This is a genomic window from Acinetobacter sp. FDAARGOS_558 (assembly GCF_003937785.1).
Classification (GTDB): Bacteria; Pseudomonadota; Gammaproteobacteria; order Pseudomonadales; family Moraxellaceae; genus Acinetobacter; species Acinetobacter baumannii.
Map to the genome: position 1 here is coordinate 1,656,796 of NZ_RKJH01000001.1, position 13,360 is coordinate 1,670,155.

The 13,360-nt window shown below is 39.1% G+C and carries 11 protein-coding genes and 6 tRNA genes; 3 read left to right on the plus strand and 14 right to left on the minus strand.

The window, feature by feature from the left end; all coding sequences use genetic code 11:
* Positions 1–133: 133 nt before the first annotated feature.
* The 8 genes from EGT34_RS07915 to EGT34_RS07950 all read right to left on the minus strand — a co-directional run bounded on the left by EGT34_RS07915 (position 134) and on the right by EGT34_RS07950 (position 2,018).
* Positions 134–209: transfer RNA gene (locus EGT34_RS07915), tRNA-Val, on the minus strand.
* A 66-nt stretch (positions 210–275) separates the two neighbouring features.
* Positions 276–352: transfer RNA gene (locus EGT34_RS07920), tRNA-Asp, on the minus strand.
* A gap of 39 nt (positions 353–391) precedes the next feature.
* Positions 392–467, minus strand: a tRNA-Val gene (locus EGT34_RS07925).
* A 21-nt stretch (positions 468–488) separates the two neighbouring features.
* Positions 489–565: transfer RNA gene (locus EGT34_RS07930), tRNA-Asp, on the minus strand.
* Positions 566–612: 47 nt separating this feature from the next.
* A tRNA-Asp gene (locus EGT34_RS07935) sits at positions 613–689 on the minus strand.
* Between the two features lie 24 nt (positions 690–713).
* Positions 714–789 (minus strand) — tRNA-Val (locus EGT34_RS07940).
* A gap of 206 nt (positions 790–995) precedes the next feature.
* Positions 996–1,499: a cell wall-recycling L,D-carboxypeptidase ElsL gene (elsL, locus tag EGT34_RS07945; RefSeq protein WP_000077302.1), complete on the minus strand. Its 504-nt coding sequence runs from the start codon at positions 1,497–1,499 to the stop codon at positions 996–998.
* Between the two features lie 150 nt (positions 1,500–1,649).
* The gene (locus EGT34_RS07950) at positions 1,650–2,018 is read right to left on the minus strand and encodes a YbaN family protein (protein ID WP_001259501.1); all 369 of its coding nucleotides are present in this window, start codon (positions 2,016–2,018) and stop codon (positions 1,650–1,652) included.
* Positions 2,019–2,122: 104 nt separating this feature from the next.
* Between EGT34_RS07950 and EGT34_RS07955 the strand changes: the two genes are divergently transcribed.
* From EGT34_RS07955 to dapE, 3 genes are all read left to right on the plus strand, one after another.
* On the plus strand, positions 2,123–3,031 hold the full coding sequence (locus EGT34_RS07955) for a DUF1853 family protein (protein WP_001017532.1): 909 nt from the start codon (positions 2,123–2,125) through the stop codon (positions 3,029–3,031).
* Between the two features lie 98 nt (positions 3,032–3,129).
* Positions 3,130–3,273: an entericidin A/B family lipoprotein gene (locus EGT34_RS07960; RefSeq protein WP_001984826.1), complete on the plus strand. Its 144-nt coding sequence runs from the start codon at positions 3,130–3,132 to the stop codon at positions 3,271–3,273.
* Between the two features lie 125 nt (positions 3,274–3,398).
* A complete protein-coding gene (gene dapE / locus EGT34_RS07965; RefSeq protein ID WP_001016582.1) occupies positions 3,399–4,535 on the plus strand; it encodes a succinyl-diaminopimelate desuccinylase in 1,137 nt (378 codons plus the stop codon).
* A 35-nt stretch (positions 4,536–4,570) separates the two neighbouring features.
* On the opposite strand, the gene EGT34_RS07970 is transcribed toward dapE, so the two are convergent.
* The 6 genes from EGT34_RS07970 to pilG all read right to left on the minus strand — a co-directional run bounded on the left by EGT34_RS07970 (position 4,571) and on the right by pilG (position 13,190).
* Positions 4,571–5,035 carry a hypothetical protein gene (locus tag EGT34_RS07970; RefSeq protein ID WP_000678923.1) on the minus strand — a complete coding sequence of 155 codons (465 nt, stop codon included), beginning with the start codon at positions 5,033–5,035 and terminating at the stop codon, positions 4,571–4,573.
* A complete protein-coding gene (locus tag EGT34_RS07975; RefSeq protein ID WP_000658906.1) occupies positions 5,032–9,552 on the minus strand; it encodes an Hpt domain-containing protein in 4,521 nt (1,506 codons plus the stop codon). The genes EGT34_RS07970 and EGT34_RS07975 overlap by 4 nt, the downstream gene beginning before the upstream one ends.
* Positions 9,553–9,698: 146 nt before the next feature.
* On the minus strand, positions 9,699–11,777 hold the full coding sequence (locus EGT34_RS07980) for a methyl-accepting chemotaxis protein (protein ID WP_000505936.1): 2,079 nt from the start codon (positions 11,775–11,777) through the stop codon (positions 9,699–9,701).
* A 46-nt stretch (positions 11,778–11,823) separates the two neighbouring features.
* Positions 11,824–12,360: a chemotaxis protein CheW gene (locus tag EGT34_RS07985; protein WP_125305483.1), complete on the minus strand. Its 537-nt coding sequence runs from the start codon at positions 12,358–12,360 to the stop codon at positions 11,824–11,826.
* Positions 12,361–12,420: 60 nt separating this feature from the next.
* A complete protein-coding gene (locus tag EGT34_RS07990) occupies positions 12,421–12,783 on the minus strand; it encodes a response regulator (protein ID WP_000101096.1) in 363 nt (120 codons plus the stop codon).
* A 23-nt stretch (positions 12,784–12,806) separates the two neighbouring features.
* Entirely contained in the window at positions 12,807–13,190 is a 384-nt protein-coding gene (gene pilG / locus EGT34_RS07995; protein ID WP_000389061.1) for a twitching motility response regulator PilG, read from the minus strand.
* Positions 13,191–13,360 lie beyond the last annotated feature (170 nt).

Consider the following 13,360-nt stretch of genomic DNA (forward strand, 5'->3'; position numbering starts at 1 on the left):
CAAAAATTAAGGATGGAAAAGAGAGGTTTAACTAAAAAAGAGATAAAATAGATAGATAAAAAATAGGAAGAGCAGAAACGCAAAAAACACCAAATAAATTAGTGTATTTAATTTTTTAAATTTTAAAAAATTATGGTGGGCGCTGACGGGATCGAACCGCCGACATTCTGCTTGTAAGGCAGACGCTCTACCAACTGAGCTAAGCGCCCTGATTGAAAAAGACAACAATCGCAGTCTTTATACATTACATCCTCTAGATCAGGGAATCAAGAGAATGGCGCAGCGGACGGGGCTCGAACCCGCGACCCCCGGCGTGACAGGCCGGTATTCTAACCAACTGAACTACCGCTGCACTTGCAATACTTTAAAAATAAAGTATGGTCACAAATTATGGTGGGCGCTGACGGGATCGAACCGCCGACATTCTGCTTGTAAGGCAGACGCTCTACCAACTGAGCTAAGCGCCCTGCAAAAGCGTTTTATAAAAGTGGCGCAGCGGACGGGGCTCGAACCCGCGACCCCCGGCGTGACAGGCCGGTATTCTAACCAACTGAACTACCGCTGCACTTTCACAATATCGCAATTGTGGGGTAAACGATGTTAAGTCTTAAGTGGCGCAGCGGACGGGGCTCGAACCCGCGACCCCCGGCGTGACAGGCCGGTATTCTAACCAACTGAACTACCGCTGCACTTGAGATCTTAACGTAAAGGCTTGGTGGGCGCTGACGGGATCGAACCGCCGACATTCTGCTTGTAAGGCAGACGCTCTACCAACTGAGCTAAGCGCCCTTAACGTCTTCATCGTTTGTGAGGTGCATTATAGAGAATCTTTAACAGGTGTCAAACGCTTTTCGACAACTTTTCAAAAAAATGCGAATGAATGATTAAAAATAAGTCATTATTAAGTAAAAAACAATTTTTTGTATTTTATTTAAGCACTTATTTTAATATTTTGATCATTCGGCTAATTAAACAATAATCTTTAAAATCCTATTTTAGGTTAAAGATTGTTCAGACAAATAAACTAATGCGTCTTCAGAGACTAAATCAAACAATTCAATGATTTCTTCATTACGCATTCGAATACACCCATGTGACATTGGAACCCCCATCGGTTCTTTATCAGGTGTACCATGAATATAGATATAACGTTGCATCGTGTCGTGGCCTTCGCCTTTGTTAAAGCCCTCTTCTAAACCATCTAACCAAAGAATGCGTGACAATATCCAATCTCGCTCAGGAAATTGTGCGGCTAATTCACTGCTATAAACTTCACTTGTGGGCTGCCGTGCAATAAAAACTGCATTTTTGGGAGATTGCATACCAAATTTCTTAGCAACCCGATGCCATCCACGTGGGGTTTTACCCGTATTTTCTTGTTCCCCAATTCCATTTTTGCCAGTAGAGACCACGTAAAACTTATTATGTTTAGGTAAGCTTAAAGTTTGATTTGCTAAATCGATAAGAATATCTGCATCTTCAAGTTTAAATTGGGACATCGAATTTCTTCTCTTATATCAACTCAACTATTTTGAGCTTTAATGAAAAATTATGGGAAAGCTTGTCTTGCGCCAAAATTAAAAGATTATCAATCTTCTTTACTCTACGCGCAGTTTCACTGCTTGTCTTACGCCAAAGTTAAAATATTATCAATCTTTTAACTTTGGCTCAGGACGTAGCCATAACCAAATTGCAACAACAAGCATGGTAGTATCGGTAAAGACCTTGACCCAAAACGGCGCCGAAGTAAACAGCATCAGAATACCACTTGCGGTCATCATAATGGTTGCAATCCACTTTGCCTTACGCGGTACTGTCCCATTTGCTCGCCAGTCCCGCAGGGTTGGTCCATACTTGGGGTGGTTTAACAACCACGCATCCATCTGAGGCCATCCCTTTGAGGCCGCCCAAGCAGCCAGAATAAGAAACACTGTTGTCGGCATGCCTGGTAAAATTGCTCCAATAATACCAAGCGTGATAAAAATCACGACCAGAGTTCGCCAAAACAATGTTCGCATATATAAACCTTAAGCTATTGTTACTCGTAGTATAAAGTGTTTTTCTGGTATTGTTTTGTTGATTAACCATGAAATTTGGATGAATTATTTCGAGTACTCAACGTATGAATATTGCCTCAATTAAAACATCCTATTTTGAGCCATGGTTACAGTTCAGTCACCCAATGGTAAGACAATTGGCCTTTACAATTGCCAGCCCGAACCTACTTAGCCAACTTCCCTGCAGCCTTACTATTCGACATAGTTTTCAATTACATACAGATAAAAATTGGGAACAACATTTTCAAAATTACTTACCCCGCCTAAAGCAGCTTGATGAAGCACCAGAACCTTTACTTCAATTTATGTCTCGGCTTAAGAGCACACGCTTAGGTTTACGTTTTGAAAATTTACTTTGGTTTTGGCTACAAGAAGATCAATATCATCCTTATCAGTTATTAGGCCATAGCATTCAAAAAATTGATGGAGCAAAAACCTTAGGTGAACTCGATTTTTTAGTTTTAAATCAAAATACTCAAGAAATTGAACATTGGGAAGTTGCTCTAAAATATTACCTAGGTGAAGGTCAATTAAATTTAGAACAATGGATTGGTTTAAATAGACAAGATACTTTAAGTAAAAAGCTTTACCACTTTACTGACAAACAATTTCAATTTTCAGAAGCTTTAGGGTTTAAAGTTCAACAACGTTTCGCTGTCTTAAAAGGACAACTTTATCTTCCTCTAAATTTACCTCAAGAACAGCCTATTCCTGAATGGGTAAATTTAAAACGTCGCTTAGGTACTTGGGGTACAGAAATCCCTAAATCTGACTTTTACCGCTTAGAAAGACATGAATGGCTTTGTCCTCATCAAAAAGCGAGTTCAAACACTGCTTATTGGTGGACTGATGGCCTATATTGTCAAAATATTAATGAAACCCGATTTTATATGTTCAGGCACCCTGCTTTACTAAGCTTAAAACCGTCTCTCATCAAAAATAACGGTGTTTTACAAGAGACCATGTCCTTATAGAAACAATTTATAACGTTTTTACTATTAAACAATCATGTTTCTTTTTCCGTTTGTTTTTTAATCTAAATTTACTTCATTATTAAATTTATACGGAGAAAATGATGAAAAAAGTTTTAGTCGCATCTGTAATGGTGGCATTTGTTTTAACAGGTTGTAATACGTTCAAGGGTTTTGGTCAAGATGTCTCTAAAGCTGGTGATGCTGTAACTAACACCGCACAAAAAACTGAAAATAAAATGTAAGTTATGCTTAACATTTAAAAACCTTATCGTTTCGATAAGGTTTTTTTATTTTTAAATACCCATCCCTTAGAGATTCGCCTATTATATCGGACTATATTTCACCTCATCAGTACGCAATTTCCGGTATGAACCACTCAGACACTCTCTCGCTTAGCTTAGAACTTCTACAACAGCCTTCTGTTACCCCTATTGATCATACTTGCCAAACTATTATGGCTAACCGCTTAGCTAAAGTTGGCTTCCATATTGAACCTATGCGCTTTGGAGATGTCGATAATTTATGGGCTCGACGTGGAACCGAAGGCCCTGTATTTTGTTTTGCTGGTCATACCGACGTAGTACCAACAGGACGTTTAGACGCTTGGAATTCAGATCCATTTGCACCAGAAATTCGCGACGGCAAATTATATGGTCGCGGTTCAGCAGATATGAAAACTGCATTAGCTGCAATGGTAGTTGCATCTGAACGTTTTGTAGCAAAACACCCAAACCATAAAGGTTCAATTGCTTTTTTAATTACTTCAGATGAAGAAGGTCCTGCTGTTAACGGTACAGTTAAAGTCATCGAAACACTGGAAAAGCGTAATGAAAAAATTACTTGGTGTTTGGTCGGTGAACCATCAAGTACTCATAAATTAGGTGATATTGTTAAGAATGGCCGTCGTGGTTCTCTTAATGCTGTATTGAAGGTTCAAGGCAAACAAGGTCATGTAGCTTACCCACACTTGGCACGTAATCCAATTCATGAAGCATCGCCAGCGTTAGCTGAGTTGTGCCAAACAGTTTGGGACAATGGCAATGAGTATTTCCCTGCAACTTCATTCCAGATTTCAAATATCCATGCAGGTACTGGCGCAACCAATGTAATCCCTGGTGCTTTAGAAGTTACTTTTAATTTCCGTTATTCAACCGAGGTTACAGCAGAACAGCTTAAACAACGTGTTCATGAAATTTTAGACAAGCATGGCTTGCAGTATGAAATTGTCTGGAATTTGTCTGGCTTACCATTCTTAACTCCAGTAGGTGAATTAGTTAACGCAGCTCAAACTGCTATTTTAAATGTGACTGGTACTGAGACTGAGCTTTCAACAAGTGGTGGTACATCTGATGGGCGGTTCATTGCTCCAACAGGTGCACAAGTTTTAGAACTCGGTGTTCTAAACGCTACTATCCATCAAATTAATGAACATGTTGATGTACATGATCTTGATCCATTAACTGATATTTATGAGCAAATTTTAGAAAATTTATTAGCTCAATAAAATAAAAAAGGAACTCAAATGAGTTCCTTTTTCTTTTATAAACCAAGTAGTTTTTCAATATATTCTAAGTTAGGTATATAGTAGCGTTGATCTTGCATACGCACATATTTAAATACTGCTGGGTGTTGTTCAGCCTCATGCTCATCCATTTCATCGACAATTTCAGAAATACGCAGACGAGTAGAAACTGGCATAGTTTTACATATTAATGCAAAACGTTGGCTAATATCTTCCCCTTCAATCACTAATGCGACTGCATGTTGATCAATTGCGTTATGTACTGAGTAGACCGGTAGCTTCACATCATGCCATTCAATATGTTTTACGCCATTTTTTACATCCATGGCAGACAACACAATGTTTTGTGGCAATAGCATAGGTACCTGATCGTTACATTCAATGATATAAGCGTCAATAAAACCAGTTGAAACCGTAATAAGATGCTGTAGCTCTTGTTGGTCCATATTAGCGATCAATGATGTATTTACACTACCTTTCATGATTTGACCTCACTGTCAGACGCTACAAGTAAAGCATCGATATTCTCTAGTAACTCTTCTTCCTGGAAAGGTTTACCCATATATTGACTTACACCTAACGAGAATGCTCGTTCACGATGTTTTTCGCCTGTTCTGGATGTAATCATAATAATTGGCATGTATTGATGCATATCATGATGTCGTACAAGATTGAGAACCTCAAAACCATCCATACGTGGCATTTCAATATCAAGTAGCATCAAATCTGGCTTAATATTTTCTAGCTGCTCTATGGCGTCAACACCATCTTTAGCCGTAACCACATCATAGCCTTGGCGTTCAAGTAATCGGGAAGTGACCTTACGCACAGTTACTGAGTCATCTACAATCATGATGAGAGGGCGTTCATCAGACTCTCGTTGTCTATATATTGCTTCACTAAGTTGTTTATGACGCTGAGTTGACTGAATTTGTCGCGCAATATTTTGTCCGTCTAAAATTAAGCAGACCTGTCCATCACCTAAAATTGTGGCGCCTGCAATTGCCCCAATGCTAGAGAACTGTTGACCAATTGGTTTCACTACAATTTGCGCTCGAGAGCCAATTAACTGGTCAACAAGTAGTGCCACAGTTTGGCCATTATTGGCTTTAATCATTAACACAGGTAATGAATACATCACGCCATTTAGACGTGGTATGGGTTGGTTGCCAACAAATTCTGAAAGATAACGTAATGGATAACGTTTATTTTCATACTCAAATAGTTCTTGAGGACTTTCAAAATACTGCTCTAAAGAGGCTGGTGACACTCGAATAATTCGTTCGATTTGAGCAAGTGGAATCGCAAATTGTTGATCTGCCACTTTAACCATTAAGGCATCACTTACCGCTACTGTAGTCGGTACGCGAATCGTAAATGTTGTTCCCTGCCCATAGACGGATTCAACGCTGACGTGTCCCCCCAAAGACTTAATATCACTCTGCACGACATCAAGACCTACACCACGTCCGGAAATCTGAGTGACTTGCTCTGCTGTACTTAAACCCGGATGGAAAATGAGTTGCAGTATGTCTTGCTGTTCTAAGTCTTGTTCTGGCTTGATCAATCCGGCAAGGAGGGCTTTCTGACGTACTTTTTCAACATCAATACCTTGACCATCATCACTAAAGACAACCACAACATCCGTACCTTGACGCTGAATATTAAGTTCAATACGCCCTGTTTCCGGTTTATTTGCTTGTTGCCGCTGCGCTCGGTCCTCTAAACCATGGTCAATTGCGTTTCTGAGCATATGCTCAAGCGGAGTCACTAATCGTTCTAAAATGTTGCGGTCCAACTCACCTTCCGTATTATTTACGAAAAGCTCAGCAGGTCTATTCAATGCTGTAGACGTCTGACGAACAATTCGCTGTAACCGAGGCAATAAACGCGAAAATGGGACCAAACGTGTCCGCATTAAGCCTTCTTGAATTTCCGCTTGAATTCGTGATTGTTGTAAAAGCAAACTTTCGGTATCTCTGATTTTGTCAGATAACGTATTTTTAAAGTCGACCAAGTCCGATGCAGATTCAGCAAGCGATTTCGACAATTGATTTAAAGATGAATACTGGTCCATCTCTAACGGATCAAAGTCGGTATAACGAGAATGTTCAATTCCATGTTTAGCAATAATCTGTGTTTCTAACTCACCTTCCATTCGACGTAACTGATCGGCAAGCCGTTGAATCGCCAACTCCATTTCAACCAATGTATGGTTAAATTGGCTTAGGTCCATTTCAATTCGTGAACGGTTAATGGAGTTTTCACCAGACAAATCAATCATTTTCTCGATTAAGTCGGCTGAAACACGGATCATTTCATTATTCTGATCCAGACGCTCTGTTTGCTCCCACGCTCCCATCATTGATGGAGGCTCTGTACCATCACCTTGTATAAAGGTCATCACTGGTTCTGAGCTAAACAAGTCCGCTCTAGTTAACTTAGTCGGAATCTGGATTGTAGTTTCAAAGAATTGAATATTTTCTAAACTTTGCTGTAATCCATCGAAATGCTGATAATTGTGGTTGAAAATTGCATCTTTTAACCATGCAATCGCACTTTCTAATAAATGATCATAAATATTCGAATTGAAGTGATGTAGCGCAAATTGTTCAAAAGCATTTTCTAGTTGGTAGGCAATTGCTTGTACGGTTTCTAAACCCACCATCCGTGCACCACCTTTTAAACTGTGCACGGCCCTTTGAAGCTGAAGCAAAATACTACGGTTTGTACGCTGTTCAAACCATTGTTTTAATAGCGATTCAGCCATTTCTAACAATTCAGTAGCTTCTTCCAGGAACGTCTGTTCAACAACAGCCTCAATGTCCTGTTCATCAGCTGCAACTTCACGCTCTTGCGATGTAACCGAGGTAATCACTTCAACTGGAGTAGCTAACTCGGTAACCGCTGTATCGAATACCTGATCGTGATGAGCTTCTAATTCTGCAAGAGCAGGCTCAAGTTCTACTGGTATCTCATCTATTATTACTTCAGATATCACCTCTTGCTCAGAGAATATCTCACTTTCAGTATCAAATGCGTCAACCACTGGTAAAGGTTGGAAGTTAGAGTTTTGACCCGCTCGTTTTAATGCGTTAATTGTGTAAGGGGCTGCATAATCTAGTTGTTGTTCACGCATGATTTGTAAACGGTCAGCCAAGTCATCTTGAACCAAACGAATAAAATCAATTAAATCTGAAGTTGCCACTAATTGCTTTTGAATTAAACGCTCATAGATGCTTTCTAATTCATGGGCAATCAAACCAAGATACGTTGCCTGAACCATATTTGCTCCCCCTTTCAAGGTATGCAAATAACGCATTAGGTTGTTCAGAGCTGCAAAGTTTTCTTGCTCACCTACCCAAATATTAAGATCGGTATCAATTCCCTCAAGTAATTCTTCAGCTTCCTCAAGAAAGATATCTAAAAGATCAGCATCAAAATTTCGATTCACTTGTGTAGATGAAATATATTGTCGATCTTGCTGCACACTTTGACCTAATACCGCCCAGTCTACAGAGTCTGAGAAATTCTCTACAGTAGCTACTACTTCTGGCTCTGGTTCAATATTAGATATTGGTTCAAAAGATGTCGAATCCTGCTGAGGCAGGTCATTTGATATGTCTGGAGTGTACTGCGTATAAAGTTTTAATTCTTCTAAAATACTTTGATGTTGCTTAACAACACCGACTCGCTGACCAGCAGCTAAAGCATCAAATAATTGAATGAGCTGTTGATGCGCTTTTTGATAAATTTCAAATATATAGTCTGATTGTAATAACGCAGGTTTATCAAGCAGCACTTCATAACTTTCTTTCAGTTGGCTGGTATATTCATGTAAACCCAGCATTGCTTGAGAATGTGTATGCTGCAGTAATAAGTCAGCCTGTTCACTTAGGCGTTCAAGGTAATCAGGAAACTCATTACGAATTCCCTTCTCAAAATCTAATTCTGCATCCAATAATTCAGAAACATCTAATTGTAATAATTGCGATACCAAGCCATGAGAAGGCATTAACGGATCTGTTCGGTCACCATGCTGCTCAACATATGCATCCCAAGATTGATTAAATTGCTGCAATCTCGCTTCGAGCTGTTCACTTGAACTATATCTAGATAGTAGTTCCAAGCTATCTCGAACAAACTCACGATATTCTTGTAATAATAAAATTTCTTCAGAGTGAGAAGATAACTCTTCTTGCAGCAGTATTTTAAATAAATGCTCAACTTTGGTACTGGCCTCGAAAATTGTTTCGACCTGTGCCATTGCAGAGCTACCACGCAAAGTATGTAAAGCGCGGATTAAAGCGTTATAACTGTCGTACTGATGTAACTCTTGATCTAAGAATTGATGAATCGTGGCTAAATGTTCTTCCGCCTCTTCCATAAATAAGGTCAAAGTTTCATCTAGATTTATTTCAATTTCAGTATGTGTAGCTTGAATGATTGGCTCGGCTAATGAATCTTGTTCAATATAATCTAGCTCAAGACCAGTCACTGTTTCGGCCGTAAGCGTATTTGAAAGTTGTAAAAGCTCTTCTAAAGCTGGCTCTAAACTTTGCTGTTGTTGTAGTTGTTGGCCTAATAAAATAAGAGGTCTGAAATCTAAGGTATGTGCTCGTTTTTGCTTAAAATTATCTACTAATTTAAGGAAATAGAACTTAAATACTAACTGCACATAGCTCTGAATAGTTGGCGTTAATTGTAAGCTTTGGTTGATTACCCGGTTGAGTGTATCTTCAACTGTCCACGCAAGCTCAGCTGAAGATTTAGCGCCAATCATTCTTCCGGAACCTTTTAAGGTATGGAAATGACGACGAATTTCAGTGAGCGTAGCAATATTCTCAGACTGCATCCATGTATTTATCAAAGGTTGCAAATCAACAAAAATCTCTTCAATTTCTTCAATGAAAATCTCAAGAAACTCAGCATCTTGTTCAGAATAGCTATCTTCAGGTAGCGTCATTGCTTCAGTTAAAGTTTTTAATATTTCTTTCATAGCAAAGGCTTCTTTTGCTTACCCCCTGAGTGGGGAAAACTACAGAGTTAACACCAGAAAAATAACTATCTCCCCAATATTTATCTGGCGCTGCTCATACTTTTAAAAGAATAGCGATATGAGAATAGCTATTCTTATCCCCCAATTTAGTCTGGTAATTTAAAGTCCGTTACTGACTCACGTAATGACTCTGCCATATTCGCCAACTCTGATACGGAGCGAGCAGTATCAAACGTTGCCGTTGTTGTTTGCGAAGTAATTTCTTGTACAACCGTCATGGTAGTTGCAATGTGACTCGCAGATGCTGACTGAAGTTTTGCTGCGTCGGAAATGCTCGCAATCAATTTTGCCAAGTCACCCGATACTTTTTGGATTTCATCCAGTGCAATACCCGCATCTTTTGCCAAATTCGCACCACGTACAACTTCCGTCGTTGTTTGTTCCATTGAAATAACGGCTTCGTTGGTATCGGTCTGAATTGTTTTAACCAGTGTTTCGATCTGTTTAGTTGCAGATGCTGAGCGCTCAGCAAGACGTTGTACTTCATCGGCAACCACGGCGAAACCACGACCAGCCTCACCTGCCATAGATGCTTGAATTGCTGCATTTAATGCAAGGATGTTCGTTTGGTCTGCAATATCGTTAATGAGCGATACGATGTTACCAATTTCTTGAGAAGATTCACCTAAACGCTTAATACGTTTAGAAGTTTCCTGAATCTGCTCACGAATAGTATCCATACCTTCAATTGAACGATTTACCACTTGTGCACCATTTGATGCAATTTGTACTGAACGCTGTGCTACTTCCGCAGATTCAGAAGCGTTGGCAGATACTTGGTCAATTGACTGTGCCATTTCATTCATGGCAGTAGAAGCACCTGCAATTTCTTGCGCCTGATGTTCTGATGCCTCTGCTAACTGGTTAGTAATACTTTGCGTATCTTGCGTATAGCGTGCAACTTCCTGAGAGGTTTCATGAATTCGTGAAACCAAATCTCGTAGTTGGTCAATTGCGAAGTTAATCGAGTCGGCAATGGCACCCGTAAAGTCTTCAGATACAGTTGCATATGAACGTAAGTCACCATCCGCCAAGTCGGCAATTTCATCAAGTAAACGTAAAATCGCATTCTGGTTACGGTCATATTCTTCCTGTAATCGGGCAACACGTTGCTTATCCATTACACTACGTAGTGTAATTAACTTGAATACAGAGAAAATTAGTCCGCCTAATGAAAGAATAAGAACAGCACCTAAAAATAAGGTGAGCCAGTTCTTTCTTGCAACATCAGATAAATGTCCTAGACTTTCCAACATTACATCCGATTTAGAGAAAATCTGAGAAGAAGCCTGACGAACATTGACAATCTGGCTACCATTTTTTAATACCGTTGCAGCAGCAGATTTTAAGACTTTGTCATATTCAGACTTAATACTTTCTAAAGATTCACGTAAAGCCGGATCAGCAATACGATCAACACCTAACTCGGCATTACCATTCAGTTCAGCATTTAAATAAGTACCAAAAGTCTCAATATCGACACTAAAGTCACTAGTTGATACATTTCCGTCCGTACCACTTAACACCGAGTTAATCGAACGTAAAATACGCTCTGCAATAAATACCTGGTTTTTAGCAATAATTACCTGACTACTTGGCAAACCTTGGCGAGCCATTTGGTCGACCATCAAGTTATATTCTGCCTGAATCTCTGGAACCGTTTCACTAATCGAGATGTTGGTATCATATAACTGGTTAAGTACTCGTTGATGTGATGAAATCAAATCAATATTTTTTGAAACCTCACCCCATATTTTCTCAACTTTTTGATATTCATCGGTCGACTTACCGTGAATATTTTCAATTTCAAGTAAGTTCTCATCAAAGTCTTTTTTAGATTGCTGTAGCTTTGTGATTGCCTCTTGAGAACCCGACTCTGTTGCTTCAGTTGCTTGTTTAGAAATGGTTTGAGATAACAGACGTAACTCACCAAGACTTCGAATTAACTGGTTATGACGAGGTACATTATAAAATAGATAAGCTAATGAAATTAACGCACATACTAAACATAACAGCGCTGCATAAAGGATAGGCTTGGACTTTTCACTTTCCCCAAATAAACTGGCAAACTGCTCAATTTTTGACTGGATTTTTACAATAAAATTGACACTCGATTTTCCGGTAGCACCGCGATTGCCACTTTTCTTTTTAAGTTTAAAGCCCATACAGCTTCTCCCCAGAAAAATACGCTGTTCATTCACAGCATAAAAATTAGTTTATAAATTTTGTCGATGCGTTCATGTAGTGTGGGTTTTGCAATAACCGACTAAATAAAAAGACATGCCAATGTTGATTGTGTTGGTGAAAATACCCTTGGCAATATTCTTTTAGGTTTTCCTCTAAGTCTGAACTCTCAGAAAAAAAACCTTTTTTATTAAAGTGCTGAATCCCCAAAACCTGATCCACAACCAACCCCACATACTGGTCATGATGGCTAATACACAGCACTTTTTGGGTAGACGAAAATGAACTCCGTTGCCCTGAAATAAAATGAGCCAAATCAGATACCGAAAGTAATCTTCCACGAATGTTTGCCAATCCCTTGACCCAACTTTGAGTATTTGGAACTGGTGTATATTTCGGTGGATAGATAACTTCTGACACTTCCCCAAGTGGTGCGACGAAGTATTGCCCTCTCATTTCAAAAGCAATTCCTGACCATCGCTGTGCTTCATTTTGAACTGAAGCGTAATTCTTATTACCCCGTTTAGACAAACGAAGTAACTCGATAAATCCATTCGCTGCCATACTCGATCCTATAAAACGGGCGTATTTATCCCGTTATTTATGTTTTTATGGATGGATGAGTTAATTTAGAAATTGTTTAATTACATCAATTAATTGCTTTTCTTCGATTGGCTTGATTAAGTAATCGATTGCGCCTTGACGTTTACCCCATACTCGGTCAGTTGCCTGATCTTTAGTACTCACAATCACCACTGGAATATGCTTCGTGTCTTCATCACGGGTAATCTGGCGCGTTGCCTGAAAACCATTTACACCTGGCATGACCACATCCATTAATACCAAGTCAGGCTGCTCAGCTTTTGCCAAAGTCACACCATCTGCACCGTTAGATGCTTCAAGTACATCATAGCCATGCTTAGTTAGGATTTCTTTAAAACGAAAAGTTTCTGTTGGTGAGTCATCAACAATGAGAATACGTGCCATTTCTTTTGCCCTCAAATTACTTATTATGAACTTACATGATTACGAATCGCATTTAGCAATTCATCTTTGCTAAAAGGTTTCGTCAAGTATTCATCTGAACCTACCACACGCCCTTTTGCCTGATCAAATAAACCATCTTTACTAGAGAGCATGATAACGGGAATGTTCTGATAATTTTGAGAGTTCTTAATCAAAGCACAAGTTTGATAACCGTCTAAACGAGGCATCATGATATCTACAAAAACAATATCCGGATTCGCTTCAGCAATTTTAGATAAAGCTTCAAATCCATCGACAGCAGTAATCACTTCGCAACCTTCGCGTTGCAATAGAGTTTCTGCGGTACGGCGAATAGTTTTTGAGTCATCAATAACCATTACTTTCAGATTTTGGAATGCATCTTCCATTTAATCTTCCATCCCCATAACATAAAATATAAATGCAATTTAACTTAAATTTGTTTTTACAGATTTATACGCATTTTTAACATATCTATACTTCTATTTTCAATGAAAGCTTTTTGTCTACTTTCTCATTTATAAACAATAACTTTTAACCTCATCACACTTTCAAAAAA

Coding starts and splice junctions, on each gene's coding strand:
- elsL (WP_000077302.1), bottom strand. CDS start 1,499: ATGTCCCAATTTAAACTTGAAGATGCAGATATTCTTATCGATTTAGCA.
- EGT34_RS07950 (WP_001259501.1), bottom strand. CDS start 2,018: ATGCGAACATTGTTTTGGCGAACTCTGGTCGTGATTTTTATCACGCTT.
- EGT34_RS07955 (WP_001017532.1), top strand. CDS start 2,123: ATGAATATTGCCTCAATTAAAACATCCTATTTTGAGCCATGGTTACAG.
- EGT34_RS07960 (WP_001984826.1), top strand. CDS start 3,130: ATGATGAAAAAAGTTTTAGTCGCATCTGTAATGGTGGCATTTGTTTTA.
- dapE (WP_001016582.1), top strand. CDS start 3,399: ATGAACCACTCAGACACTCTCTCGCTTAGCTTAGAACTTCTACAACAG.
- EGT34_RS07970 (WP_000678923.1), bottom strand. CDS start 5,035: ATGAAAGGTAGTGTAAATACATCATTGATCGCTAATATGGACCAACAA.
- EGT34_RS07975 (WP_000658906.1), bottom strand. CDS start 9,552: ATGAAAGAAATATTAAAAACTTTAACTGAAGCAATGACGCTACCTGAA.
- EGT34_RS07980 (WP_000505936.1), bottom strand. CDS start 11,777: ATGGGCTTTAAACTTAAAAAGAAAAGTGGCAATCGCGGTGCTACCGGA.
- EGT34_RS07985 (WP_125305483.1), bottom strand. CDS start 12,360: ATGGCAGCGAATGGATTTATCGAGTTACTTCGTTTGTCTAAACGGGGT.
- EGT34_RS07990 (WP_000101096.1), bottom strand. CDS start 12,783: ATGGCACGTATTCTCATTGTTGATGACTCACCAACAGAAACTTTTCGT.
- pilG (WP_000389061.1), bottom strand. CDS start 13,190: ATGGAAGATGCATTCCAAAATCTGAAAGTAATGGTTATTGATGACTCA.